This is a genomic window from Xylophilus sp. ASV27, assembly GCF_016428875.1.
Classification (GTDB): domain Bacteria; phylum Pseudomonadota; class Gammaproteobacteria; order Burkholderiales; family Burkholderiaceae_C; genus Xylophilus.
In genome coordinates this window covers 40,583-64,572 of record NZ_JAELTO010000002.1, presented here as the reverse complement: position 1 = coordinate 64,572, position 23,990 = coordinate 40,583, and the positions used below count along the sequence as shown (strand labels likewise).

25 protein-coding genes and 1 pseudogene are annotated in these 23,990 nt (G+C 67.8%); 20 read left to right on the top strand and 6 right to left on the bottom strand.

What is annotated here, in order from left to right:
- The first annotated feature begins 24 nt into the window (after positions 1 to 24).
- The 18 genes from JHD63_RS00890 (at position 25) to JHD63_RS00805 (ending at position 16,616) form a co-directional block, all read left to right on the top strand.
- A complete protein-coding gene (locus tag JHD63_RS00890; protein ID WP_198968773.1) occupies positions 25 to 486 on the top strand; it encodes a MaoC family dehydratase in 462 nt (153 codons plus the stop codon).
- A 10-nt stretch (positions 487 to 496) separates the two neighbouring features.
- Positions 497 to 1,663, top strand: coding sequence for an acyl-CoA dehydrogenase family protein (locus JHD63_RS00885; protein ID WP_198968772.1), 1,167 nt, complete (start codon positions 497 to 499; stop codon positions 1,661 to 1,663).
- Positions 1,664 to 1,773: 110 nt separating this feature from the next.
- Positions 1,774 to 3,012, top strand: coding sequence for a CaiB/BaiF CoA transferase family protein (locus tag JHD63_RS00880; RefSeq protein WP_198968771.1), 1,239 nt, complete (start codon positions 1,774 to 1,776; stop codon positions 3,010 to 3,012).
- A gap of 2 nt (positions 3,013 to 3,014) precedes the next feature.
- Complete coding sequence (locus JHD63_RS00875; protein ID WP_198968770.1) at positions 3,015 to 4,181, top strand: CaiB/BaiF CoA transferase family protein; 1,167 nt, start codon at positions 3,015 to 3,017, stop codon at positions 4,179 to 4,181.
- 14 nt (positions 4,182 to 4,195) lie between these two features.
- Positions 4,196 to 5,158, top strand: coding sequence for a Bug family tripartite tricarboxylate transporter substrate binding protein (locus JHD63_RS00870; protein WP_198968769.1), 963 nt, complete (start codon positions 4,196 to 4,198; stop codon positions 5,156 to 5,158).
- Entirely contained in the window at positions 5,158 to 5,577 is a 420-nt protein-coding gene (locus JHD63_RS00865; RefSeq protein WP_198968768.1) for a YybH family protein, read from the top strand. Before JHD63_RS00870 ends, JHD63_RS00865 begins: the two co-directional genes overlap by 1 nt.
- A 4-nt stretch (positions 5,578 to 5,581) precedes the next feature.
- Positions 5,582 to 6,265 (top strand): nitroreductase, encoded by a 684-nt coding sequence (locus JHD63_RS00860; RefSeq protein ID WP_198968767.1) that lies wholly within the window; start codon positions 5,582 to 5,584, stop codon positions 6,263 to 6,265.
- A gap of 4 nt (positions 6,266 to 6,269) precedes the next feature.
- On the top strand, positions 6,270 to 7,040 hold the full coding sequence (locus JHD63_RS00855) for an enoyl-CoA hydratase/isomerase family protein (protein ID WP_198968766.1): 771 nt from the start codon (positions 6,270 to 6,272) through the stop codon (positions 7,038 to 7,040).
- A gap of 144 nt (positions 7,041 to 7,184) precedes the next feature.
- Positions 7,185 to 8,354, top strand: a complete 1,170-nt coding sequence (locus JHD63_RS00850) for an ABC transporter substrate-binding protein (RefSeq protein WP_198968765.1) — start codon at positions 7,185 to 7,187, stop codon at positions 8,352 to 8,354.
- 6 nt (positions 8,355 to 8,360) lie between these two features.
- Complete coding sequence (locus JHD63_RS00845; protein ID WP_198968764.1) at positions 8,361 to 9,236, top strand: branched-chain amino acid ABC transporter permease; 876 nt, start codon at positions 8,361 to 8,363, stop codon at positions 9,234 to 9,236.
- Positions 9,229 to 10,146 (top strand): branched-chain amino acid ABC transporter permease, encoded by a 918-nt coding sequence (locus JHD63_RS00840; RefSeq protein ID WP_198968763.1) that lies wholly within the window; start codon positions 9,229 to 9,231, stop codon positions 10,144 to 10,146. Before JHD63_RS00845 ends, JHD63_RS00840 begins: the two co-directional genes overlap by 8 nt.
- Positions 10,147 to 10,148: 2 nt before the next feature.
- Entirely contained in the window at positions 10,149 to 10,898 is a 750-nt protein-coding gene (locus tag JHD63_RS00835; RefSeq protein WP_198968762.1) for an ABC transporter ATP-binding protein, read from the top strand.
- Positions 10,888 to 11,607, top strand: coding sequence for an ABC transporter ATP-binding protein (locus JHD63_RS00830; RefSeq protein ID WP_198968761.1), 720 nt, complete (start codon positions 10,888 to 10,890; stop codon positions 11,605 to 11,607). Before JHD63_RS00835 ends, JHD63_RS00830 begins: the two co-directional genes overlap by 11 nt.
- A 10-nt stretch (positions 11,608 to 11,617) precedes the next feature.
- Positions 11,618 to 12,376: an SDR family oxidoreductase gene (locus JHD63_RS00825; RefSeq protein WP_198968760.1), complete on the top strand. Its 759-nt coding sequence runs from the start codon at positions 11,618 to 11,620 to the stop codon at positions 12,374 to 12,376.
- 208 nt (positions 12,377 to 12,584) lie between these two features.
- On the top strand, positions 12,585 to 13,547 hold the full coding sequence (locus tag JHD63_RS00820; protein WP_198968759.1) for a Bug family tripartite tricarboxylate transporter substrate binding protein: 963 nt from the start codon (positions 12,585 to 12,587) through the stop codon (positions 13,545 to 13,547).
- A gap of 5 nt (positions 13,548 to 13,552) precedes the next feature.
- A complete protein-coding gene (locus JHD63_RS00815) occupies positions 13,553 to 14,863 on the top strand; it encodes an acetyl-CoA hydrolase/transferase family protein (RefSeq protein ID WP_198968758.1) in 1,311 nt (436 codons plus the stop codon).
- Between the two features lie 58 nt (positions 14,864 to 14,921).
- Positions 14,922 to 15,092, top strand: coding sequence for a hypothetical protein (locus JHD63_RS00810; RefSeq protein WP_198968757.1), 171 nt, complete (start codon positions 14,922 to 14,924; stop codon positions 15,090 to 15,092).
- A 27-nt stretch (positions 15,093 to 15,119) separates the two neighbouring features.
- Complete coding sequence (locus tag JHD63_RS00805; protein WP_198968756.1) at positions 15,120 to 16,616, top strand: class I adenylate-forming enzyme family protein; 1,497 nt, start codon at positions 15,120 to 15,122, stop codon at positions 16,614 to 16,616.
- 9 nt (positions 16,617 to 16,625) lie between these two features.
- Here JHD63_RS00805 and JHD63_RS00800 read toward each other — a convergent pair whose 3' ends face one another.
- Genes JHD63_RS00800 through JHD63_RS00785 form a run of 4 tightly spaced genes read right to left on the bottom strand, consistent with a single transcriptional unit; the run spans position 16,626 to position 20,780 of the window.
- A complete protein-coding gene (locus tag JHD63_RS00800) occupies positions 16,626 to 17,579 on the bottom strand; it encodes a tripartite tricarboxylate transporter substrate binding protein (protein WP_198968755.1) in 954 nt (317 codons plus the stop codon).
- 32 nt (positions 17,580 to 17,611) lie between these two features.
- Positions 17,612 to 18,856, bottom strand: a complete 1,245-nt coding sequence (locus tag JHD63_RS00795) for a CaiB/BaiF CoA transferase family protein (RefSeq protein WP_198968754.1) — start codon at positions 18,854 to 18,856, stop codon at positions 17,612 to 17,614.
- Positions 18,853 to 19,779 carry an HpcH/HpaI aldolase/citrate lyase family protein gene (locus tag JHD63_RS00790; protein WP_198968753.1) on the bottom strand — a complete coding sequence of 309 codons (927 nt, stop codon included), beginning with the start codon at positions 19,777 to 19,779 and terminating at the stop codon, positions 18,853 to 18,855. Before JHD63_RS00790 ends, JHD63_RS00795 begins: the two co-directional genes overlap by 4 nt.
- 2 nt (positions 19,780 to 19,781) lie before the next feature.
- Positions 19,782 to 20,780 (bottom strand): Bug family tripartite tricarboxylate transporter substrate binding protein, encoded by a 999-nt coding sequence (locus JHD63_RS00785; RefSeq protein ID WP_198968752.1) that lies wholly within the window; start codon positions 20,778 to 20,780, stop codon positions 19,782 to 19,784.
- Positions 20,781 to 20,901: 121 nt separating this feature from the next.
- Here JHD63_RS00785 and JHD63_RS00780 point away from each other — a divergent pair, with 121 nt between their 5' ends.
- Positions 20,902 to 21,882 (top strand): LysR family transcriptional regulator, encoded by a 981-nt coding sequence (locus tag JHD63_RS00780; RefSeq protein WP_198968751.1) that lies wholly within the window; start codon positions 20,902 to 20,904, stop codon positions 21,880 to 21,882.
- A 281-nt stretch (positions 21,883 to 22,163) separates the two neighbouring features.
- Here JHD63_RS00780 and JHD63_RS00775 read toward each other — a convergent pair whose 3' ends face one another.
- A complete protein-coding gene (locus JHD63_RS00775) occupies positions 22,164 to 22,577 on the bottom strand; it encodes a CoA transferase (RefSeq protein ID WP_198968750.1) in 414 nt (137 codons plus the stop codon).
- A gap of 7 nt (positions 22,578 to 22,584) precedes the next feature.
- Between JHD63_RS00775 and JHD63_RS00770 the strand changes: the two are divergent.
- Positions 22,585 to 22,951 (top strand): annotated as a pseudogene (locus tag JHD63_RS00770) (DDE-type integrase/transposase/recombinase); the annotation flags it as partial.
- Positions 22,952 to 22,991: 40 nt separating this feature from the next.
- On the opposite strand, the gene JHD63_RS00765 reads toward JHD63_RS00770, so the two are convergent.
- Complete coding sequence (locus tag JHD63_RS00765) at positions 22,992 to 23,987, bottom strand: Bug family tripartite tricarboxylate transporter substrate binding protein (protein ID WP_198968749.1); 996 nt, start codon at positions 23,985 to 23,987, stop codon at positions 22,992 to 22,994.
- Between the last annotated feature and the right edge of the window lie 3 nt (positions 23,988 to 23,990).

The following is a 23,990-nucleotide window of genomic DNA, read 5'->3' as shown; positions in this document are numbered from 1 at the left end:
CGCACCCCGCAAGGAGATTCTCAAATGGCAGGCCTTTACTTCGAAGAATTCAAGCCCGGCATGGTGGTCGAGCACGCCATCCGCCGCACCGTGACCGAGACCGACAACGTGCTGTTCTCGGCCATGACCTACAACTGCGCGCCGCTGCACATCGACGCCGAGTACAGCGCCAAGACCTTCTACGGCCAGCGCCTGGTCAACAGCATGTTCCTGCTGGCGCTGGTGGCCGGCATCACGGTGTACGAGACCACGCTGGGCACCACGCTGGGCAACCTGGGCTTTGGCGAGATCGCTTTCCCCAAGCCCACCTTCCACGGCGACACCATCCGCGTGGAGACCGAGATCCTGGAAACGCGCCTGTCGAAGAGCCGCAAGGATTCGGGCATCGTCACCTTCAAGCACGTCGCAAGAAACCAGCGCGACGAGATCGTCTGCACGGCCGTGCGCACCGGCCTGATGATGCTCAAGCCCACCGCGCAGGCGTAAAGGCGCCGCGATGGACTACCAGCTCAGCGCCGACCAGCAGGCGATCATCGACGCGGCGCAGCAGATCTGCGCCGACTTCCCGCTCGACTACTGGCGCAACAAGGACAAGCACCACGAGTTCCCGCACGAGTTCTTCCAGGCCGTCGCCGGCGCCGGCTGGCTCGGCATCTGCACGCCGGAGGCGTTCGGCGGCTCCAACCTCGGCGTGACCGAGGCGGCGCTGTTTCTGCGCACCGTGGCCGAGTGCGGCGGGCAGGCGGCCGCGTCCACCATCCACATGAACATCTTCGGCCTGCAGCCGGTGATCCACTTCGGCACCGAGGCGCAGAAGCAGGCCTGGCTGCCGCCCTTTGCGCGCGGCGAGCACAAGACGGTGTTCGCGGTGACCGAGCCGGACACGGGCCTGGACACCACCAGGCTCAAGGTGGTGGCGAAGAAGCAGGCCGATGGCAACTACCTGATCTCGGGCAAGAAGGTCTGGATCTCGACCGCGCAGGTGGCCGACCACATGCTGATCCTTGCGCGCACCACGCCGCTCGAGCAGGTCAAGAAGCACGGCGATGGGCTGAGCCTGTTCTACACCCCGCTGGACCGCCGGTACGTCGACATCCGCGAGATCGACAAGCTCGGCCGCGCCGCCGTGGACACCAACGAATTCTTCATCGACCAGTTGCCGGTGTCCAAGGACGCGCTGATCGGCGAGGAGGGCAAGGGCCTGAAGTACATCTTCCACGGCATGAACGCGGAGCGCGTCTTCGTCGCAGCCGAGCAGGTCGGCATCGGCCGCGCCGTGCTCAGGCTGGCCACGCAGTACGCCAAGGAGCGCGTGGTGTTCGGCCGCCCCGTCGGCCAGAACCAGGGCGTGCAGCATCCGCTGGCGCGCAACTGGGCGGAGCTGGAAGCGGCCAACCACATGCTGCTGGCCGCCGCCGATCTCTACGACAAGGGCTTGCCCTGTGGCTCCGAGGCCAACGCGGCCAAGCTGCTGGCGTCCGAGGCCTGCATGAAAGCCTGCCAGACCTCGATGCTCACGCACGGCGGCTTCGGCTACGCGAAGGAGTACCACGTGGAGCGCTTCATGCGCGAGGCCTGGATCGGCTACATCGCGCCGGTCACGCCGCAGCTCATCCTGTCGAACATCGCCGAGCGCAAGCTCGGACTGCCGAAATCGTACTAATGGGCATGAAAATGGCCTATAGCCCAGGCAATACCTGGGCTGATAGCTATTATTTTTGTAGCAAGCGGCGATCGCGCAAGCCGTCCGCGCGCAGATTTCAGGAGACAAGCATGTCAGCCACCAAGCCCCTGGAGGGCATCCGGGTCCTCGACCTGACCGTTGCGCTCGCGGGGCCGTATGGCTCGCTGCTGCTCGGCGGCCTGGGTGCGGAGGTGATCCGCGTCGAGTCCCCCGGCGGCGGCGACATCGCGCGCAACAACCCGCCCTACGTCAACCAGGAGGGCATCCACTTCGGAGTGCGGCAGGCGGACGACGTGTCGCTCTCCATCCTCAACCGCGCCCGCAACAAGAAGAGCATCACGCTGGATCTGAAGTCGCCGCAGGGCAAGGCGCTGTTCCTGGAACTGGTCAAGGCATGCGATGTGCTCATCGAAAACGCCAGCGAGGGCGTCATGGCCCGCCTGGGCACGGACTACGAGAGCGTGCGCAAGGCCAATCCGAGGATCGTCTACGCCTCGATCAAGGCGTTTGGTGAACCCAGCCCGTATCCGCAGCTCAAAGGCATGGACATCATCGTGCAGGCGCTGTCGGGCATGATGGACGTGACCGGCTTCGCCGACGGCCCGCCCACACGCAGCGGCTTGCCCATGGCCGACTTGATCGCGCCGCTGTTCGCTGTCAACGGCATCCTGTCCGCTCTCATCCACCGCGGCAGGACCGGCGTGGGCCAGCAGGTGCAGGTCTCCATGCTCGACTGCCTGGCCTCGCTGGTGGCCGAGGAGCACTTCGACGTTTTCCTGGCGCACGGCTATCCCAAGCGCTCGGGCAATTTCCACGACCGGCTGGTTCCCTTCGGGGTCTACGCTACGCGCGATGGGAATGTCGCCATGGTGGCCTTCCAGCCCGACTGGTTCCGCAATCTCATGGAAGCCGTGGGCAGGCCCGAGTTGGCCAAGGATCCACGCTACGCCACGCGTGGCCCGCGCATGAGGTACGCCGCAGAGATCAACGCGCTGATCGGGGCCTGGACGCAGGAGCGCACCACGCAGGAGGTCATCCGCGAACTGCAGGAAAAGCGCGGCATCCCCGCCGCCGCCGTGCGCTCTCCGCTCGAAGTGCTGCAAGATCCGGTGCTGCATCAGCGCGGCGCCGTGGTCAGGCTGGAGCACCCGGGCCTGGCCGACGTGGATGCGATGGGCATGGGGCTGCCGATCAAGTTCTCCGAGACGCCTGTCCAGTTCGACCAGCCCGCGCAGGAGCTGGGGGCCTCCAACGACGAGGTCTACCGCGGCCTGCTCAACCTGTCGCAGGAGCAATTGCAGCAGTTGCGCGACCAGGGAGTGATCTGACCATGACCGCCGCGCCGACCCGTTCCGGCCCCCTGGCGGGCATCAAGGTGGTGGAAGTCGCCGGCATCGGCCCCGGCCCGCTCGCGGCGATGTTCCTGGCCGACCTGGGCGCCACCGTGATCCGCGTGGACCGCAAGCAGCCATCGGACCTGGGCGCGCCGCGGCCCGTGCAGTTCGACCTGGGGCTGCGCAACCGCCAGTCCATCCGCGTGGACCTGAAAGACCCCGCGGCGGTAGAGATGGTGATGGACCTCATTGCCCAGGCCGATGCGTTGATCGAGGGCTTCCGCCCCGGCGTGATGGAGCGTCTGGGCCTGGGGCCCGATCCATGCCTGGCCCGCAACCCGCGCCTGGTCTACGGCCGCGTCACGGGCTGGGGCCAGGAAGGGCCGCTTGCGCAGGTCGCCGGGCACGACCTCAACTACATCGCCATCACCGGCGCGCTCAGTGCCATGGGTCGTGCGGGGCAGGCGCCCACGCCGCCGCTCAACCTGCTCGGCGACTACGCGGGCGGCTCGCTCTACCTCGCGTTCGGCCTGCTCGCGGGCATCCTCGAAGCACGCGCCTCCGGCAAGGGGCAGGTGGTGGATGCGGCCATGGTCGATGGCGTGGCCAGCCTCATGACGGTGACCCTGAGCCTGCACGCGGCCGGCATGCTGGGCAAGGAGCGCGGCACCAACCTGCTCGACACCGGCGCGCATTTCTACGAGGTCTACGAATGCGCCGATGGCAGGTACCTCAGCGTGGCGCCCATCGAGGGCAGGTTCTACCGGCTGCTGCTCGAAAAGCTCGAGCTGCAGGCGCACCCGCTGCTGCAGAAGCAGATGGACCGCGCCACGTGGCCCGAGGCCAAGCAGGTGCTGGCCGCCACGTTCAGGCGGCGCACGCGCGACGAGTGGACGGCTCTGCTCGGCGAACTGGACGTGTGCGTGGCTCCCGTTCTCGATTTCGACGAGGCGCCGGGCCACCCGCACATCCGCGCGCGCGGCACGCTGACCGAGATCGACGGCGTGGTGCAGCCCGCTCCCGGCCCGCGCTTCTCGCGCACCCCCGCCGCGCGGCCCGTGCCGCCCGCGCCGCTGTCCACCGACAACGCCGTCGCCGCGCTGCAAGGCTGGCTGCCCGATGAGCGCATCGCCGCCTGCCGCGCGCGATCCACTTTCATTTGAAGGAGATGAGCATCATGCAAAGACGCACTTTGACGCTGGCCCTGGCGCTGGCGGCGCTGGCACCCACTGCCTTCGCGGCGGACTTCCCGGACGGCAAGCCGATCCGCATCGTCGTCGCCACGGGCGTGGGCTCGGGCTCGGACCTCACCGCGCGGCAGATCGCCGTCGGGCTTGGCAAGGAACTGAACACGCCCGTCATCATCGAGAACAAGACCGGCGCGGGCGGCGTGATCGGCACCGACTACGTCGCCAAGGCCGCGCCGGACGGGACCACGCTGCTGGGCACCTACGCGCAGCACTACACCAACCAGCTCGTGCAGAAGACGCCCTACGACGCGGTGAAGGACTTCGAGCCCATCGCGCGCATCGCCAACTCGGCGCTGGTGATCTCGGTGGCCGGCAGCTCGCCCTACAGGACCCTGAAGGACGTGATCGAGGCCGCCAAGCAGAAGCCCGGCATCATCACCTATGGCTCGTCGGGCAACGGCACCACCTCGCACATGGCCGCGGCGCTGTTCGAGCACATGGCGGGCATCAGGCTCAACCACGTGCCCTACAAGGCGCCGGGCCAGGTGGCGCTGGACGCGGCGGCCGGGCAGATCGACCTGAGCTTCAACGGCATGTCCTCCGTACTGCCCCTCATCAAGGGTGGCCGCCTGCGCGCGCTGGCCGTCACCACCCCGCAGCGCTCGCAAAGCCTGCCCGACGTGCCCACCGTGGCGGAACTGGGCTACCCCGGCTACGAGGCCGCTTCACCGATCTGGATCTTCGCGCCGCGCGGCACGCCGCAGGCCATCGTCAGCAAGCTGTCCGAAGCCGTGGTGCGCCAGGCGCAGTCGCAGGGCTTCAGGGAGCTGTGCCTGAACCAGGGCCTGGAGGTGGACATCCAGGACGCCGCCACCGCCAAGGCCGCCGGCCCGGGCGAGCTGGAGAAGTGGCGCAAGCTCATGAGCGTGGCCGGTGCCAAGGCCGAATGATGGCCGCGCAGCCCGACGCCCAGGCGGCGCTGGACCAGGCCGTCGCCGCCTGGAACCGCGCCGGCGCAAGCTGGGATGCGCAGGCGCTGGCCGCCATCTATGCCGAGGACGCGCTGCTGTTCGGCGGCCGCCCCGGCCATTCGGTGGGGCGCGCGGCCATCCAGGGCTACTTCGCGTCCTATGACGGAGTCATTTTTTCGGGTGCCATGCAGATGTTCGGGACCGAACTGCGCATGCTCGCGCCCGGATGCGTGCTCGCGCAGGGCATCGTCGAATTTGCCTTCACGCTCGCGGGCGGCGAGCGCACCCGCTCCACGCTGCGCGCCACGCTGGTGCTGCGACGCGAGGCCGGGGACTGGCGCATCGCCGACCACCATTTCTCCACGGTTCCCCCGGCGCCGCCGCTGGGCAAAGACTGACTTCATGACCGCACCGAATGCCGACGTCCAGGCGCTGCGGCGCCTGATCTCCGGGCGCGCCACCTGCCGCGCCTACCTGCCCGCGCCGGTGCCGGCCGAGGCGATCCGCAGCATCGTGGACCTGGCGCGGGGCACCGCCTCGTGGTGCAACACCCAGCCCTGGGACCTCGTGGTCACCTCCGGCGCAAGCACCGACCGGTTCCGCGATGCTCTGATGGAGCAGGCGCGGCAGCATCCCGAACTGGATTCGGACTTTCCCTTCCCGGACGCATACAAGGGCGTGTACCTGGAGCGCCGCCGCCGCGCGGGCTTCCAGCTCTACGAAGCGCTGGGCATAGACCGCGGCGACAGGGCAGGGCGCGAGAGCCAGTCCTTCGAGAACTTCCGCCTGTTCGGCGCACCGCACGTGGCCATCGTCACCGTGCCGCAGGAACTGGGCACCTACGGCGCGGTGGACGCGGGCGGCTTCGTCTGCGCCTTCCTGCTCTCGGCCCAGGCCCACGGCGTGGCCACCACGCCGCAGGCGGCGCTGGCCATGCAGTCGACGTTCATCCGCCGCTACTTCGGCATGCCCGAGGATCGCCGCCTGGTGTGCGGCATCTCCTTCGGCTATGCCGACACCGCGCACCCGGCCAACGGCTACCGCACCGAGCGCGCAGAGGTGGACGACATCCTGCGGCTGGTGTGACGCCATGGGCACCTTGCTGATAGACGACCCCGCGCCCCACGTCCGGCGCCTCACGCTCCACCGTCCCGAGCGCATGAATGCGCTGGACGGCCCCACGCTGCAGGCGCTGAACCAGGCGGTGCGCGATTGCGTGGCGGCAGGCGATGCCGTCAAGGTGCTCGTCATTCGCGGCAGCGGCCGCGCCTTCTGCGCAGGCAACGACCTGGAGTGGCTCGCCAGCGGCGTGCTGGACGATCGCGCGGCGCACATGCGGCACCAGGATCTGATGCAGGACACTTTCGCGCGCCTGGAGAGCGCGCCGCAGATCGTGATCGCCAGCGTCAATGGCTTTGCCGTGGCGGGCGGCTTCGAACTGGCGCTGGCCTGCGACCTGATCGTGGCCCACGAGGCCGCGCTGCTGGGTGACGAGCACATCCGCCGCAACCTGCTGCCCAGCGGCGGCAGTTCGCAGCGGCTGCCGCGCCGGCTGGGACTGCAGCGCGCGATCTACTACCTCGTCACCGGCCGCCGCATGACCGGCCGCGAGGCGGTGGCGCTGGGGCTGGCCGCTCAAGCCGTGTCCGCGGCCGAACTGGAGGCCGCCACGCTGCAACTGGCGCAGGAGATCGCCCGGGCCGACGCGCTGGCCCTGGCCTCGATGAAAGAGATGGCGCGCAAGGCCCTGGAGCTGCCCCTGCAGGACGGGCTGCGCCACGAGCGCTGGATGCAGCACCGCTACCGCACGCAGTCCCCCGCGCTGGAGGCGGGCGTGCAGGGCTTTGCCCACAAGGCCTGAGCCATCGGATCGCTCTTCGTCCGATGTACGGAACGGATGGCGCTGGCGCGTTGACCTGCGCCCGTCCGGGGCCATCCAATGCCTGCACCGCGCGGGCCGTACCGCACCGGGCCGGCGCATCCATTCCCACTTGAAGGAGACTCCATGCAAGCCACGTTTCACCTGCCGGCAGTGCTGAAGATCGCCGGCGCCGCTGCGGTTCTTGCCGCCGCGAACCTCAGCGCGGCCGACACCATCAGGCTGGGCCTGTCCGTGCCGCTGTCGGGCTCAGGCGCCAATTGGGGCAAGGGCTCCGAATGGATGTGCGCCAAGGCCGCGCAGGAGGTCAACGCCCAGGGCGGCGTCAAGGTCAAGGGCCAGGCCCATCAATTCGAGTGCGTGGCCTACGACAACAAGTACAACGCGGCCGAGGGCGCCAAGGTGGCGCAGGCGCTGGTCGCGCGAGACGGGGTTAGGTTCGTGGCCGGCAGCATCGGTGTGGCGCCGGCACGCGCGCTGCAGTCGCTCACCGAGCGCCGGGGCGTGCTCATGTTCACGGCCGCCTGGGGCAACAGCATGAAGGGGCCGAAGTTCCCGCTGACCTTCTCGCAGATGAATTCGCCCAACGAGATCTCCGAGCCGCTGGTCACCGAGATCATGAAGCTGCACCCCGGGGTGAAGACGGTGGCCTTGCTCAACCCCAACGACGCCACCGGCCAGGAGACCGAGAAGGTCGCCAAGGCCGCGTGGGAGAAGAATGGCGTGAAGGTGCTGGTGAGCGACTGGTATGAGCGCGGCACCAGCGAGTTCCAGCCCATCGCCGCCAAGCTGCACGCGGCCAAGCCCGACGTGGTGGACCTGGCGTCCACTCCGCCGGCGGACGCTGGCCTGATCTTCAAGGAGCTGAAGTCCCTGGGCTGGAGCGGCGTGAAGGTGGTCGAGGTGGGAACCGGCGCCGACGGCCTGCTGGCGACCGGCAAGGATGCGGTGGAAGGCACCTACCTGGGCGCCGCCGTGAGCGTGGACGGCATGACGCCGCAGCAAAAAGCCCTGGACGAGGGCGTGCGCAAGGCCACCGGCGAGAGCACCAACGCCATCCAGATCGGCTTCTACGACGCGGTCTGGGCCATCAAGGCGGCCATGGAGCAGGCGCAGAGCATAGAGCCGGCCGACGTCGCCAGGGCCATGCCGACGGTCAGCTTCAAGTCCTTCTACGGCCAGACCGGCTTCGGCGGCAAGGACGTCTACGGCAGCGACCAGCAGATGCGCCTGCCCGTCATCGTCACCAGGCTGGTGGGCGCCAGCTTGCAGGAAGTCGGCCGGGTGCAGAAGTAAGGTTCCATGCAGGACGTCTTCCAACTGCTGCTCACGGCGCTGCAGATCAGCTCGGTGTACATCCTGTTCTCGCTGGGGCTGACCATCATCTTCGGCGTGCTGAAGGTGGTGAACTTCGCGCACGGGCAGTTCTTCACTTTCGGCGCGCTGGTGCTGTCGATGGTGCTCGGTGCGCTGGCGCCCCGCCTGGGACACGGCTGGGCCGCCTACCTGCTGGCGGGACTGGCAGGGCTGGCGGCCTGCCTCGCGGCGGGGCTGGTGGTGTACCAGTTCGGCTTCAAGCGGCTGGAACGCGACATGATCGGCTCCTTCATCCTCTCGGCCGGCCTGGTGCTGCTGTTCGAGGGGATCATGCTCGAGGTCTTCGGCGGCGCGGTGCGGCCCGTGCCGGCGCTGCTCGAAGGCAACGTGCAGGTGCTGGGCCTGAACCTGTCGGCCCAGCGGCTGGCGCTGTTGGTCTTCGCCGTGCTGCTGACGGCATCCATCATCGTGCTGCTGAACCGCACCCGGTTCGGCAAGGCGCTGCGCGCCGTCTCCATCGACCACGAGGCCGCGATGCTGCAGGGCATCGCCTACCGGCAGATCGCGCTGTACGGCTTCCTGATGGCCACCGGCGTCGCCGCCATCGCGGGCATGCTGATCGCGCCCATGGCCGCGGTGACGCCCACGCTGGGCGACTCCTACCTCGTCAAGGGCTTCATCGCCGTGGTGGTGGGGGGCATGGGCAGCATCATGGGGGCCATCGTGGGCAGCCTGCTGATCGCGCTGCTGGAGTCCTTCGTCGGCTTCTACGTAGACCCTTCGATGGCGAACCTGGCGATCTTCGTGATCGTGATGGTGGTGCTGCTGGTCAGGCCGAAAGGGTTCTTTGGAAATGACTGAGAAGAACTTCGACCTGCCGGGCATCGTTGCCGTCGCCGCCGTTCTGCTGGGCTGCATCTTCTGGGGCGGCGGGTACACGGGCAACCTGGTGGTGTGGATGGCGATTGCGGCGCTGATGGCGGCCAGCCTGCGCTTCGTGCTGCTGATCGGCGAACTGAACTTCGCCTCGGCCGCATTCTTCGGCATCGGGGCCTACTGCACCGGCTATGTGGCCAACACGCTGCAATGGCCCTTCTTCGCCACGCTCGCGCTCAGCGCTGCGCTGGCGCTGGTGGTGAGCATCGCCTTCGGCTGCATCACGCTCAAGGTGAAGGGCCCGTACTTTCTGCTGATCGGCTTTGCGTTCACCGAGGCCATGCGCATCCTCTACACACGCACCGATGCGCTTGGCGGCAACTCGGGGCTGGTGGGCATCTTTCCGCCCGCCTGGCTGGATGCGCACTACCAGTACTTCGCCACCGTGCTGTGCTTCGCGCTCATCCTGGGGCTGTTGGCCATCGAGCGCTCGCACCTGGGCAGGATCTTCGTCGCCATCCGCGACAACGACTACGTCGTGCGCAGCGTGGGAAACCGCGTGTTCGTGGCCAAGGTGGTGTGCTTTGCCATCGCCTCGGCCGTGGCCGGGCTGGCGGGCTCGCTGCATGCCTTCGCCAACAACGTGATCAGCCCGCTGGACTTCGGCTTCATGCTCTCCACCTTCGCGCTGGCCTATCTCAAGGTCGGCGGCGAGGACAGCCCGCTCGGGCCGGTCGTCGGCGCGGTGCTGCTGGTGGGCGTTGCCAGCTGGGCGCAGAGCCTGGGCGGCAGCGAGCACATCCTGTACGGCGCGGCCATCGTGCTGTCGGTGCTGTTCATGCCCAAGGGGCTGATGGGCCTGCTGCACGGATTCAGGCATGGGGGAGGGCGGTGAACATGGCAGGCGGCGGCACACTCCTTTCGGGGTGCAACCTGTCCAAGCAGTTCAAGGGGCTGCTGGCGGTGTCGGGCGTGGACATCGACATCCGGCGCGGTGAGATCGTCGGCCTGATCGGCCCCAACGGCGCGGGCAAGAGCACCACCTTCAACCTGCTCAGCGGCTTCCTGCCGCCCACCACCGGCCAGCTCACCATCGCCGGCATCGACATGACCGGCGCCACGCCCGAGCGCATCAGCGCGCAGGGCCTGGTGCGCACCTTCCAGCACGGCAGCTACATGCCGAGCATGACGGTAGAGGACAACGTGCTCATCGGCGCGCTGGGCGGCACGCGCAGCGGCCGCGTGCCGCGCGCCGAACAGGCCGACGTGATCCGGCAGGCCATCGCGCTTTTCGGCCTCACCGAACAGCGGCGCCAGGTGGCAAAGAACCTGCCGCATGGCCTGCAGCGCCTTTTGAGCATGGCCATAGCCTTCGCGGCGCGGCCCACGCTGATCTGCTATGACGAGCCGCTCACCGGCCTGAACCAGACCGAGGTGGCCGTGACGCTTCAGGTCTATCGCAGGCTCAAGAGCGAGTTCGGCATGTCGATCCTGCTCGTCGAACACAACATGCGGGCCGTGATGGCCATCTGCGACCGCATCTACGTGCTGCACCATGGCGAGATCATCTTCACGGGCGCGCCCGAGGAGGTGAAGGCCAGCGAGGTCGTGCTCAAGGCCTACCTGGGGGAGGCGCATGGGCTCTGAGAAAAGCCTCGCCGTGCGCGACCTGACGGTGCACTATGGCGCCGTGCCCGCCATCAGCGGCGTCAGCCTGGAGGTCCGGGGCGGCAGCATCGCCGCGCTGATCGGGGCCAATGGCGCGGGCAAGTCCACGCTGATCAAAGCCATCACCGGCCTCGTGAAGGTGCGCTCGGGCGAGGTGACGTACGGCGGGCAGGCGCTCGCCAACCGCCCGCCCAACGCCATCCTGGACCACGGCATCGCCCTCGTGCCCGAGGGGCGGCGCCTGTTCGGCAGCATGACGGTGCGCGAGAACCTGGAGATGGGCGCCTACCGCATCCACGACGCGCAGCGCAAGGCCGAACTGCTCGATACCTGCCTGCGCTACTTCCCCGACCTCAGGCCCAAGCTGCCCAGCGCCGCCAATGCCCTCTCTGGCGGCCAGCAGCAGATGGTGGCCGTGGCGCGCGCGCTGATGAGCGCGCCCAGCGTGCTGCTGCTGGACGAGCCCACCATCGGCCTCGCGCCCGCGTTCGTCAATGTGATCAGCGCGGTGGTGCGCGACATCAACCGCCAGGGCGTCACGGTGCTGCTGGTCGAGCAGAACGCAGAAGTCGCGCTGCGCGTGAGCAACTACGCCTACGTGATGGAGTCGGGCGCGGTGGTCAAGCACGGGCCGTCCGGCGTGTTCCTGCACGATCCGGACATCAAGAAGGCCTATCTGGGCTTGTGAGGCGTCAGACATGGATCTGCAACTGAACGGCCGCAAGGTCCTCGTCACCGGCGCATCGCGCGGCATAGGCGAAGGGCTGGCCCATGCGTTTGCCGCCGAAGGCTGCGCACTGTATCTGACGGCACGCGCGGGCGACGACTTGGCGCGCGTGGCGCAGGCGGTGCGCGACCGCCACGGGGCGCTGGTTCGGACCCTGGCGCTGGACATGACTGCTCCCGGCGCGCCGGAGCAGGTAGCCGCGTTCTCAGATGATGCCGACGTGCTCGTCAACAACGCGGGCGCCATTCCGGGCGGTTCGCTGTGGGAGGTGGATGAGGCCGCCTGGCGCCGGGGCTGGGAGCTGAAGGTGTTCGGCTACATCAACCTCACGCGCCTGGTGTACGCGCGCATGAAGGCCAGCGGCGGTGGCGTGATCCTCAACAACATCGGCAACGGCGGCGAGAACTATGACTTCGACTACATCGCCGGCACCACCGGCAATGCGGCGCTGATGGCCTTCACCCGCGCCCTGGGCGGGCGCAGCCTGCAGGACGGCATCCGCGTGCTGGGCGTGAACCCCGGCCCGGTGGACACCGAGCGTATCCGCAAGGTGCTGCGCCAGCGCGGCGACCGCAGTGACACGATGGCCGGCATGCCGCTGGGCCGGCCCGCCAGTGTGCAGGAGGTGGCGGACCTGTTCGTCTATCTCGCCTCCAGCCGCTCGGGCTACAGCAGCGGCGCGATCTTCACCGTCGACGGCGGCCTGACCTCGCGCCGCTCCATCGTCTGACGGTGTCGCGTGGAATAAGCCCCAGGAGGCGAGCGGCACGCGCCGCTGGGCACTCGCGCGCCGGTGACCATCATTTCTTCCGAGGTACGGAACGCATGGCCCGGCAGCGTTGACCCGCGTGCGGCCGGGCTCGTCCAATGCCTGCACTGCGCGGACGACTCTGAAAGCGGGCCGGCGCGGAGCAGCTTTTTTCCGGAGACACCACACCATGATCCAACGCCGCCACTTCACCCTGGCCGTTGCCTGCGCGGGGCTGCCGTTCGCGGCCCGGGCCGCCGCCTATCCGAGCCAGCCGGTGCGCGCCATCGTCAGTAACGCACCGGGCACCGGCACCGACATCACGGCGCGCTTCATCACCACCCAGATGGGCAGGAAGTGGGGCGAGTCGGTGTTCGTCGAGAACAAGGCGGGCGCGGGCGGCGTGCTGGGCACCGACTTCGTCGCCAAGACGGCGCCCGACGGCTACAACATCCTGTTCACCACCGGCGCGCACTTCAGCTTTCCGGCGCTGTACGACAAGCTCACCTTCGACGCCCGGGCCGACTTCACGCCGGTGGCCGCCTTCGCGCAGGCGCCCATCGTGGTGTTCGTGCCGGCCGACTCGCCGTTCAAGACCGTGCAGGACGTGGTCGACGCCTCGAAGAAGACGCCCGACAGCGTGAGCTACTCGTCGCCGGGCGCCGGCACCTCGTCGCACCTGGCAGCGGTGATGCTGGCCCACCAGGCCGGTATCCACATGCTGCACGTGCCCTACAAGTCGGCCTCGCAGGCGGCGCTGGAGGTGGCCTCGGGCCAGGCCCAGGTGGGTTTCAACGGCACGGGCGCGACGCTGCCGCTGCTGCAGGCGGGCAGGATCCGCATCCTCGCCGTCAGCAGCCTCAAGCGCTCGGCCTCGCTGCCCCAGGTGCCCACGCTCGATGAGTCGGGCCTGAAGGGCTACGACTTCGTCACGCCGATCCTCGCCCTGGTGCGCGCCGGCACGCCCACGCCGATCGTGGAAACCATCGGCGCCGCCATGATGGCCGCGGCAGCCATGCCCGAGTTCAAGGATCTGTGCCAGGCCCAGGGCCTGGACGTCGCGATCCAGGGGCCGGCCGAGTTGAAGGTCTCCGCGCCCAGGGAGTTCGACAAGTGGAAGCGCCTGGTGGACCTGGCCGGCGTAAAGGTATAGCGCCGATGCCTCAGCACCTGGCCGCGCGCCTGCAAGGCCTGCTGCGCGCGGGCGACACGCTGTGGTGGGGCCAGGCCACGGCCGAGCCGCTGACGCTCACGCGCGCATTGGTGCAGCACCGTCATGCGCTGGCCCAGGGCGGGCGGCTGCGCGTGTTCGTGGGCATCGGCCACTCCGACACGCTGCGGCCCGAGCAGGCCGACGTGATCGACTTCTTCGGCTACGCCGCCAGCGCAACGCACCGCGCGCTCGCGCAGGCGGGCGTGCTGGACATCCTGCCCAGCCACTACTCGCACATCCCGCGGCTGATCGGCGAAGGCGTGCTGCCGGCCGACGTGGTGCTGCTGCAGGTCTCGCCGCCCGACGGGCAGGGCCGCTACAGCCTGGGCCTGGTGCATGAATACCTCACCGCCGCGCTGGAGAAGGCGCGCGTGGTGGTCGCCGAGGTCCACCCCGCCATTCCCTGGACGCACGGCAGCGTGCACCTCCAGGCCGGCGATTTCGACCTGCTGGTGGACGCCGAGCACCCACCGCTCGACGCGGACAGCGCCGCGCCCGGCGCGACCGAGCGCGCCATAGCCCGCCACATCGCCGAACGCGTGCCCGACGCAGCCACGCTGCAGGTGGGCATCGGCAAGATCCCCGAGGCCGTGCTCTCGGCCCTGCACGGGCGGCGCGACCTGGGCTTTCACAGCGGCGCCATCGGCGACGGCATCGCCGCGCTGGCCGAGTCCGGCGCGCTGACCAACGCGCGCAAGGGCCGCGATGCGGGCGTGGGCATCGCCGGCATCCTCATGGGCGGCGAGCGGCTGCGCCGCTGGGCGCACCGCAACCCGGGGCTCGCGCTGCGTGGCACCGAGTACACGCACGACCCCGAGGTTCTGGCCAGCCTGCATCAGTTGGTGGCGATCAACTCCGCCATCGAGGTGGACCTGACCGGCCAGACCAACGCCGAGGTGGCGGGCGGCGTCTACGTGGGTGCCCTGGGCGGCGCGGTGGACTTCCTGCGCGGGGCGGCACGCAGCCGGGGCGGCCTGCCCATCGTCGCGCTGCCCGCCACCGCCAAAGGCGCGACGCGCATCGTGGCGCAACTGAGCGGCCCGGTGAGCACGCCGCGTTGCGACGCGGGCCTGATCGTCACCGAGCACGGCGTGGCCGACCTGCGCGGCCAGACGCTGTCGCGCCGCGTGCAGCGCATGCTGGACATCGCCGCGCCCGAGCACCGCGCCGCGCTGGAGCGCCAGGCCCATGGCGCGCTGCGCCACCGCGGCGCGGTCTTCGCATCATGCTGTGGATGCTACAAAAAATATAGCTAATAACCCAGGTCTTACCTGGGCTGCAGGCAGATTTCTTTCAATAATCAGGGAAATACGCATGTTCCACGCCCATCGCCTCCGCCGGCTCGCCGCCGCCCTGCCGGCCCTGAGCGCCCAGGGCCTTGCGCATGCGCAGGGCGATTCCATCGGCCTCGTCGTCGGCAATGCGGCCGGCGCGCCGGTGAACCAGGCCGCGCGCCTCCCGGCCCCGCTGCTCGGCAGGGCGTGAGGCAGGCCATCGAGGTGGGCTGATCCCATGCCAGAACGCATCCACGCGCTGCTGGACCGCTGGCTGGCCGAGGCGCCCGCGCGGCCCTTCATCCACCTGCCCGATCGCAGCCTGAGCTATGCCGATCTGGGCATGCTCGCCGATGCGCTGGAAAGCGAACTGCGCGCGGACGGCGTGCGCCCCGGCGACCGCGTGCTGGTGGTGGCCGAGAACTGCCCCGAGCATGCCGCGCTGATCGTCGCCTGCAGCCGCGTGGGCGCCTGGTCCTGCGGCGTGAACGCGCGCATGGCGCCGGGCGAAGTGGCGGCCTTCGCGGCCAAGGCCGATGCGCGGGCGTTGTATTTCACCGCGGGCGTCTCACCCGCGGCCGCCGCGCATGCCGCGCGGCACGGGGCCGTGCCCTCTTGCGTGCACGGCCTGCTGCGCCGCGCCGCGCGCATCGCGGCCGAGGCGCGGCCCGAACCGCTGGCGAGCGAGGTGGCCGCCGTCATCTTCACCTCGGGCACTACCGGCGCGCCCAAGGGCGTGATGATGACCCACCGCGGCGTGCTGCACTTCGCGCGCGTCTCGGCCGAGTCGCGGGAACTGGGACCGGGCGACCGGGTCTACGCCCATGCACCCATGACGCACATCTTCGGCCTGGGTACCGTGCTGCTGGCCTCCCTGCACGCCGGGGCATCGCTGGAGATGCGCCCGCAGTTCGAGCCCGCGGAACTGCTCCACGCGCTCGCGTACCGCGGCGTGTCCCAGGTGCAGGGGCCGCCCGCGCTGTTCGCGCGCCTGCTGCAGCATTGCGCGGAGCAGGGCATCACGCGCCCGCAGGCGCCGCGCCTGCGCTACCTGTATGCGGGCGCGGGCCCGCTGGACATGGCGCTCAAGCTGAGGGTCGAGGCCAGCTTCGGCCAGCCGCTGCACCACGGCTACGGCCTGTCGGAATACGCGGGCTCGCTGCATGCCACGCGCCTGGGCGAGCACCGCGCCGACACCAGTGCCGGCCATGCCTTCCCCGGGGCGGAGCTGCGCATCGTCGATCCCGCCACCGGCCGCGCGTTGCCGCCGGGCGAGCGCGGAGAGATCTGGCTGCGCGGCGTCGGCCTGATGCCCGGCTACTTCCGCGACCCGCAGGCCACCGCCGAGGCCATGCGCGAAGGCGGCTGGTACGCCAGCGGCGACCTGGGCGAGTTGCATGCCGACGGCGCGCTGTTCGTGGTGGGCCGCATCAAGGAAATGATCATCCGCTCGGGCTTCAACGTCTACCCGGCCGAGGTTGAGCAGACACTCAACCGCTTTCCCGGCATCCTGCGCTCGGCCGTTGTCGGCCAGAAGGAGGCCGACGGTAACGAGGCCGTGATCGCCTTCATCGTCCCTGATGCCGCCCATCCTACCGACGAGACCGCGCTTCATCAGTACCTGCGCGAGCAGCTTGCGCCCTATAAGCGGCCCGCGCGCATTGTCGCCATCGATGAGCTGCCGATGAGCGCGAATGGCAAGCTGATGCGGCGGCAATTGCTGGAGCGGCTGTAGTGCGGCACTTTATGCAGTGGTCAGGGCCACCAGTTGCCGCCACTTTTCCAGCTCCGCGGGCGCGCTGGCCTTGGCGGTAGCGGCGTCCTGGATATCCACGTCCAGCCCCTGGCCGAGGCAGAAGCTGCCGAACTCCGCGGTGGCCGCCATTCGCGTCAGCGCTTGCGAAAGCCGCGCAACGGCACCAGGCGAGGTGCCGCGCGGCGCGAACACCCAGATGGGCGTGCTGACGTCGTAGCCCGCGAGACCCGATGCCGCCATCGGGGGCACGTTCGGCAGATGCTGCGACGGCACGGCGGTCGTCACCGCCAGGGCGCGCAGGCGCCCGCTCCTGATCATCGGCAGGAAGGTGGCCACGCCCCCGAAGGCCGTGTCGACCTGGCCGCTGGCCGCATCGATGGCCACCTGGCCGGGGGCCTTGTAGGGCACATGGTTGAACTGGAGGTGGGCCATGTGGGCCAGCAGCGCCCCCGACATGTGCGACGTCGAGCCGGTGCCCGACGAGCCGTAAGACAAGGCCTGGGGCTTGAGCCGGGCTGCCGCAATAACGTCGGCGACGGAGCGCAGCGGCGAGTCGGCCGCGGTGACCAGCACCAGCGCCGACGAGGCGATGCGCGCCACGGGCTCGAAATCCGCAACGGCGTCGTAAGGCGTCTTGCCCAGCCATTGATTGGTGTAGTGCGAGGCATAGGTCAACAGCAACGTGCGCCCGTCGGCCGGGGCCTTGGCCACGAAGTCGGTGCCGATCACGCCGCCGGCGCCCATCTTGTTGTCCACCACGACCGGCATTTGCCAGGATGCCCCCAGGGCTTGCGCGACGAAGCGGGCCGTGGCGTCGCTTCCCGTCCCCGGACCGGTGGGGACGACGATGCGCATCGGCTGCGCGGAGACCTGCGTCCACGCCGGCCGGGCAACGCCCAGGAAGCCGGCCAGACACATCACTGTTGAACGCCTGTTGATCATTATTGCTCCTCGGAAAACTGATGAGTGCGGCGTCAGCCAATCACTTGGAAGTCCCGCAGCCGCTCGATCTGTGCGGTGTCCAGGGCCAATTCCCGCGCAAGTAATTCGCCCGTGTGCTCGCCGACCCAGGGCACGCGGCGTTCGGGCCCTTCGGCCACGCGGGACATCTTGACGGGGTTGCCCGGCGTGCATGCGGGCTGGGGTACGCCGTCCGGGCGCTCCAGTTCCACCACCATGTTGCGGGCGATCACGTGGGGGTCTTGCATGACCTCCTGGATGCTCTGGCAGGGCGCTACCGCGATGCCTGCGCGGCCCAGAATCTCCGCTGCTTCCCGATGGCTGTGCGCCGAGGCCCATCGCTCCACTTCGGGGCGGATCAGCGCGTCGATCTGCGCGCCCCAGTCGGCCGAGGTTTCCAGCCGGGGGTCAGTCAGCCACTGCGGGCAGCCCACTGCCTGGGCCAGGCTTACGAAGTGCTGGCGCGTATTGCACATGAGGATGAAGAAGCCGTCGCGCGCCTTGAACGCGGCTGTCAGCGAGGTGGGTACATGCGTCGATTTCTTGCCCATCGAGGCATAGCTCATCATCACGTCCACCATCGAGACCATGACGTCGTACATTGCAATGTCCACGTGCTGTCCTGTACCGATGCGATCCCGATGGCGCAGCGCGGACAGGATGCCGATCACGGCGTACAGCCCGCTGGCCGTGTCGCCCAGGGCTCCGGCGGAGCCTACCTGCGGCCGCTCATCCTTGGTGCGCTTAAAGTCATAGAACGCCGAGATTGCTTCGACGATGGGCGCGAACGCGGCGCGCCCATGGTACGGCGACCGGCCATCGGTGCCGAAGCCGGAAATGGAGGCATAGATGATCCGTGGATGCAGCGCCGCCATCGCCTCGTAGCCCAGACCCGCGCGCTGCAGCGCGCCGCCGCGGAAGTTCTCGGCGAACACGTCGAACTTGCCCGCCAAGCGCAGCACGAGATCGCGGCCCTCCGGGTTTTTGATGTCGATTGTGATGGATCGCTTGTTGAGGTTGTTGCGCAGGAAGGTGCTGCCCAGCAGGCGTCCTTCGGGGTCGCGCGCGGCCGGGTAGGTATTGCGTGCCTGCTCACCTGTGTCGGGAGGCTCGATGCGCACCACGTCGGCTCCCAGCCGGGCCATCAGCTGCGTGGCAAACGGCATGGCGTGTGCCTGCTCCAGCGCGAGGATGCGCACGCCTTCTAGGGGTTTGCCGAAGCGTATCCGCTCGGGATGGGCGATGTCTCCGACTTTCATGGATTGGCCCTTTCCGTTGCGGTCAGCCCCATACGCCGGGCACGGCGCAGCACGTCGTGTGCATGCGGCAGCATTGCATAGTCCACCATCTGGCCGCGGAACTGCACAGCGCCGTCTCCGCGCTCCTGTGCCTGGCTCACCGCTTCGATCACACCCTGCGCATAGTCGATTTCCTCGGCGGAGGGTGCGAAGACCTCGTTCGCGATGGCCACGTGGCTTGGATGGATCAGTACCGCACCGGTAAAACCCAGTTGCTTCGCCCGCTGGCATAGCATGCGCACGGCGTCCAGGTCATCGATGCGCATGCCGACGATGCTGCCCTTGGGGTACATGGCGCCACCGGCGCGGCTGTCGAGCACGGTCTTGGAGGCCAGATAGAGCTGCTCCATGCCTTCGAGCGTAGGGAGGAAGCCTGCGGCGCGTGCCACGTCGCCGTTGACCGGGCCGACCATGCCCGCGAGGCCCATGCAGCGCTGGCTGGCACGCGCCAGCGCACGGCCTTCATAAAGGCCGTTGCTGGTTTCGGGCAGCGGCACAATCGCCACGCAGCCGCGGGCCATGCCGCTTTTGCCTTCTCCATAGGTGAGAGCCAGGTCGAGCGCACGCACCTCCTCTGCAGAATCGGCCTTGGCCAGCATCACTCCTGCCAGTCCAGGGACGGTTATACGCTCCACGTCCTGGGGGCCGCCAAAGTCCCAGCCATTGACGCGTACGAACGGGGCAATGCCTGCCTCCGCAAGCACAGCAATGGCTTCGCGGGCGATCTCCCGGGCCTCGGCTTTCATGTTGGTCGGGACGGCATCTTCCAGATCGAGAATGACGGCCGAAGGCTTATATTTGGAGACCTTGCGCGCCCACTCGATCTTGTGCGCAGGCAAGAATAGCAGGGAGCTCAGGGGCCAGATATCGGAGTTGGGCTTCATGATCACGATTCTTTCTTGGTGAAATGGATGCGCTGGAGATAGGCCCGCAGTTGCTGCGCCTCCAGGTTAAGTTCTGATCTAAATGACTGCGGATCGGACAAGGGCACCGAGCCACTGAGTGACGACTCGATGCGGGCCTTCAGGTCCTTGGTTTCATCCACTGCCAGCTGGATATCCCGGCCGATGCGCTCCGTGATGGCAAGTGAGGTGCCCTGGGGCGCAAACAGGCCACCCCAGGTATCGGGCAGATAGCCTTTCAGCCCCAACTCGCGGATAGACGGTACCGCTGGCCAGTCGGCATAGCGTGTGTCCGCGAGTGCTGCCATTGGCACGGCCGAGCCGTTGTCGATGAAGGTCTTCACCGATGCCGGCGTAGCCAGGATGTACTGCACCTCGTCGCGCACCAGCGCGATGACTGTCTGCGCTACACCGGGATATTCCACGGGCGTGAACCGCAAGCCGATGCCCTCGGCCAGGATGCCGTTCTTGACGCTCTGCTGCGAGGCCACCCCCACGCTGCCGAAGAACAGGCCGCCTTGTGAGGCGCGGCTCAGCGCCAGCAGTGCTTCCGGGCTCCTCGCCTTGGCATGCGTGCTGGCGCTAACGACCAACAGCATCTTGTAGTTCAGAAACTTGATGACGGGATCGAGGTCTGCCAGTGGGTCGATGCGCACACCCGCCAAAGTGAACTTCGCAAACGCCGTCGATTGGCTGCCAACCAGCAGCGTGTGCCCATCGGCCTGAGCGCGTGCCACTTGCTCGGCACCGATCAAGCCTCCCGCGCCGGGCTTGTTCTCCACGATGACGGGCTGTCTCCAGCGCGCTTCCAGCGTTGGTGCCAACTGACGCGCCCACAGGTCGCCCGAGGTGCCAGGTGTAAAAGGTACAAACAGCTTCACCGGGCGGACCGGAAAGGCATCATGGGATCTCGATGCGCCGGCAACGCTGGGTTTGGCGACTGGTATGCCCAAAGCAATTGCGGCATTCAAGCCGGCACGCACGAATTGGCGCCGTGATAGAGGCATGGCTCATCCTTGGAAGGAAGCTGCGATGGACGCATCGTAGGAGTCTGTCCTTTGTGAAGGAAGCCAGTACCGTCTATTCCGGGTATAAACACAGCTCATGACCTTGAGCACTCACCAACATCCTGCGGGGGATGTTCAGCACTTGCCATCCGTCGATCTGACGATGGTGGCTACATTCCAAGCGGTGCTTTCGACTGGCACAGCCTCGAAGGCGGCCGAAGTCCTTGGAGTGACGCAGCCGGCCGTAAGCCATACGTTGCGCCGCCTGCGTGACTACTACGGTGACGAGTTGTTTGTGCGCAGCGGCAATGCACTCCATCCGACTCCACGCGCTATTGCGCTCGCGCCGTTGGCCTCACGGCTGTTGCGGGATTTGCAATTGTTGTCGGCGCGGCAGATTTCGTTTGACCCCGCGACGGCGCAGCGGCAATTCGTGCTGTGCATATCGGCGGATGCGGAATTCGCCGCGCTGCCCATGGTGCTCAGAACCTTGCTGCGGAAGGCGCCTGGATGCAGTATCCGAGGCCGTCAGGTGCCGGTGTCCGAGCTGCACCACTTGCTCGAGTCCGGAGAGATAGATCTGGCCACCGGCAACCTTCACCGCGCCAACCCTTCATTGCGCCGCCAACTGTTGGGCGACTACCCGGCCGTCTGCCTGGTGTCGGCGAGTGGCCGGTGGGCCGAGGCCCCACTCGGCACTGAGGATTTCGCGCTGGCGCGGCATGTGGTGGTCAAGCGCATCAATGACTATGGCGACCCGGTGGGCATGCGCATGCAGGATGCAGGTATCCATCGCAGCATCGCTATGGAGGTGGCAAACCATTTCGTCGCGGCGGAAATGGTGGCCGAGGCGGATTGGATCGCTACCGTACCTGGTCATATGGCGGTGAAACTGAGCCGGTTGTTTCCCATCAAGTTACGTCCGTTGCCGTTTGCCATCGAGTCGGTTCCCGTGCATTCCATATGGCATGAACGGTTCCATCGTGACCCTGGCCATGTCTGGATTCGTTCGGTTGTAAGGCAAACCTGGGCTAAGTTGCTGTCTCACAAGCCGTTGAAGTTGTTGCTTGAGTCATGAAGGTGTCAAGCAGATAGCCCCGTTCGCGGCGCTGGTCATCCTCTTGATACCTGCGAAAGCCTACAGTGTCGCTGGTGGAGCTCGGCGCGATAGCCAGCACGATCCTCACCGGCTTGGTGGGCCAGTCCTGGATCCAGTCGGCAGCCGCTGCCAGCCCCAGCGCCGCCGCGGCCCAAGCCGCAATTTTCGAAACCGGGTTTCGAGGGAACGAAACGATGGCGCCGTGCTCCGGGCCGGAAGCCCCTGGGCGGCGGCACCCCCGCGAACAGCCTGGTTCCCCGCTACCGGGATTCGGCGGTCGTGGCCAGGGTAGGCTGCAGGCCGTTGTCCTGCCCGAGATCGCCGGCCGCCCCCGGCGGCGGCGGGCGCAGGCCGTCGAAGGACAGCGGCAGGCCCACGACCTCGAACTCCTCGTTCGATGGTTGGCCCAGGATGCCCAGCGCTTTAACCTGTTCGTAGCGCAGCACCTCCTCGACCTCCTGCACCGGCGCGCAGGGCACGCCGCCCGCTCGGAGCCTGCGCTGCCAATATTCCTGCGGGTGCTCGCGCAGGCAGGCTTCGAGCAGTGCGTCGAGTTGCGCGCGATGCCGCAGCCGCGCGTTGTTGGTTGTAAACCTGGGGTCAGCATACCACTGGGCATGTCCCAGCGCGTTGTACAGCTTGGTGAACAACGCATCGCTGGCACAGCTGAGCATCAGGTAGCTGTACCTGGCCGTGTTGCTGGAGCTGCACAGCCGCTAGGTGGTGGGCTGGAGCCTGCCGCCGCACATGCAGACCCGCTGGTGAAGGATGCGCTGCTGATGGCCTGCTTGCGGCGCCGGACAACGCCAGGGCTGATCTTGCACAGCGATCGCGGCAGTCAATACTGCAGTCGCGATTTGCAGGACACGCTCCAGGCCTGGGGCATCCGCAGCTCGATGTCGCGCAAAGGCAATTGCGGCACGACGCGCCCACCGAGAGCCTGTGGGGGCGGCTGAAAACGGCCTACGTACATGGCCGCCGATTCGCCACCCGCGAGCAGGCCCGCCAAGCCGTGATGGGCTGGATCGCCTTATACAACCAAAGCAAGGCGCGCCATCGCTGCACAACGGCACCAACTTGCCGAGCGATCACTCCGGCCTGATATTCAGGGTCTTGAACAGTTCTTGCCAAAGTGTCGTCTCCTCGCGGATGTCCTTGGCGAACGCCTCGGGGGACGATGCGGGTACCGAGGCGGTGAGCTTGCCTTCGACCTCCTTGCGGAAGGCTTCATCCTCGAATATGGCCTGCAGGTCGGCGTTCACCCGGCGGATTACAGCATCGGGCGTGCCCTTGGGCAGGAAGAAACCGATCCATAGCTGCGGAAGGTAGCCACGGTAGCCCACGGCCTCCTGCAGCGTCGGCACCTCGGGAAAGCCCGGGTAACGCTGAGTGCTGATGGCCGCCAGCGGCACGATGGCGCCGTTGGCGAAGAAGGGCTTGACCGAGGCCGGGTTGTTGACGATGAACTGCGCGTCGTTGCGCACCAGAGAAAGATTGGCATCGCTGACGTTGCTGAAGTTCACCGCCGAATACTGCATGCCCAACTGCTGGTTCAGGATGGCATACGTCAGGTTGAAGGCAGAGGTCGGCCCCAGTCCTGCGAGGAAGATGCCCTTGTCGTCCTTCTTGCTCAGCATGACCAGATCCTTCAGCGTCGGGGCCTGCCTGGCGGTGTCGCCGTTGGTAGCGATCACGAGCTGGTAGTTGAGCATTTTGCGCACGGGCACCAGGTCGGTCAGGGGGTCGAAGCGCAGGCCTTTCTGCGTGTACTTGGGCAGTATGGAACTCTGGGAGCCCAGCAGCAGAGTGTGGCCGTCGGTGGTACGCACGACGTACTCGGTGCCCACTGCGCCGCTGGCGCCGGGCTTGTTCTCCACGATCACGGGCTGCTTCCAGCGCTGCTCCAGCCTTGGCGCGATCAGGCGCGCCAGTGTGTCGCCCGACGAACCCGGGCCAATGGCCAGGACGATGCGCACCGGCTTGCTGGGCCAGTCCTGCGCCGCGGCGCCCGCGCTCGCAAGCCCCAGGACGGTGGTGGCAAGCGCCGTCTTCAGCCAGGCGCGGCGGGTGTTGGTAGTATGCATGTC

Coding starts and splice junctions, on each gene's coding strand:
- JHD63_RS00775 (WP_198968750.1), bottom strand. CDS start 22,577: ATGCTCAGCTGTGCCAGCGATGCGTTGTTCACCAAGCTGTACAACGCG.
- JHD63_RS00795 (WP_198968754.1), bottom strand. CDS start 18,856: ATGAAAGTCGGAGACATCGCCCATCCCGAGCGGATACGCTTCGGCAAA.
- JHD63_RS00765 (WP_198968749.1), bottom strand. CDS start 23,987: ATGCATACTACCAACACCCGCCGCGCCTGGCTGAAGACGGCGCTTGCC.
- JHD63_RS00850 (WP_198968765.1), top strand. CDS start 7,185: ATGCAAGCCACGTTTCACCTGCCGGCAGTGCTGAAGATCGCCGGCGCC.
- JHD63_RS00805 (WP_198968756.1), top strand. CDS start 15,120: ATGCCAGAACGCATCCACGCGCTGCTGGACCGCTGGCTGGCCGAGGCG.
- JHD63_RS00835 (WP_198968762.1), top strand. CDS start 10,149: ATGGCAGGCGGCGGCACACTCCTTTCGGGGTGCAACCTGTCCAAGCAG.
- JHD63_RS00810 (WP_198968757.1), top strand. CDS start 14,922: ATGTTCCACGCCCATCGCCTCCGCCGGCTCGCCGCCGCCCTGCCGGCC.
- JHD63_RS00865 (WP_198968768.1), top strand. CDS start 5,158: ATGGCCGCGCAGCCCGACGCCCAGGCGGCGCTGGACCAGGCCGTCGCC.
- JHD63_RS00830 (WP_198968761.1), top strand. CDS start 10,888: ATGGGCTCTGAGAAAAGCCTCGCCGTGCGCGACCTGACGGTGCACTAT.
- JHD63_RS00815 (WP_198968758.1), top strand. CDS start 13,553: ATGCCTCAGCACCTGGCCGCGCGCCTGCAAGGCCTGCTGCGCGCGGGC.
- JHD63_RS00820 (WP_198968759.1), top strand. CDS start 12,585: ATGATCCAACGCCGCCACTTCACCCTGGCCGTTGCCTGCGCGGGGCTG.
- JHD63_RS00875 (WP_198968770.1), top strand. CDS start 3,015: ATGACCGCCGCGCCGACCCGTTCCGGCCCCCTGGCGGGCATCAAGGTG.
- JHD63_RS00845 (WP_198968764.1), top strand. CDS start 8,361: ATGCAGGACGTCTTCCAACTGCTGCTCACGGCGCTGCAGATCAGCTCG.
- JHD63_RS00885 (WP_198968772.1), top strand. CDS start 497: ATGGACTACCAGCTCAGCGCCGACCAGCAGGCGATCATCGACGCGGCG.
- JHD63_RS00800 (WP_198968755.1), bottom strand. CDS start 17,579: ATGATCAACAGGCGTTCAACAGTGATGTGTCTGGCCGGCTTCCTGGGC.
- JHD63_RS00790 (WP_198968753.1), bottom strand. CDS start 19,779: ATGAAGCCCAACTCCGATATCTGGCCCCTGAGCTCCCTGCTATTCTTG.
- JHD63_RS00780 (WP_198968751.1), top strand. CDS start 20,902: ATGACCTTGAGCACTCACCAACATCCTGCGGGGGATGTTCAGCACTTG.
- JHD63_RS00855 (WP_198968766.1), top strand. CDS start 6,270: ATGGGCACCTTGCTGATAGACGACCCCGCGCCCCACGTCCGGCGCCTC.
- JHD63_RS00890 (WP_198968773.1), top strand. CDS start 25: ATGGCAGGCCTTTACTTCGAAGAATTCAAGCCCGGCATGGTGGTCGAG.
- JHD63_RS00840 (WP_198968763.1), top strand. CDS start 9,229: ATGACTGAGAAGAACTTCGACCTGCCGGGCATCGTTGCCGTCGCCGCC.
- JHD63_RS00860 (WP_198968767.1), top strand. CDS start 5,582: ATGACCGCACCGAATGCCGACGTCCAGGCGCTGCGGCGCCTGATCTCC.
- JHD63_RS00825 (WP_198968760.1), top strand. CDS start 11,618: ATGGATCTGCAACTGAACGGCCGCAAGGTCCTCGTCACCGGCGCATCG.
- JHD63_RS00880 (WP_198968771.1), top strand. CDS start 1,774: ATGTCAGCCACCAAGCCCCTGGAGGGCATCCGGGTCCTCGACCTGACC.
- JHD63_RS00870 (WP_198968769.1), top strand. CDS start 4,196: ATGCAAAGACGCACTTTGACGCTGGCCCTGGCGCTGGCGGCGCTGGCA.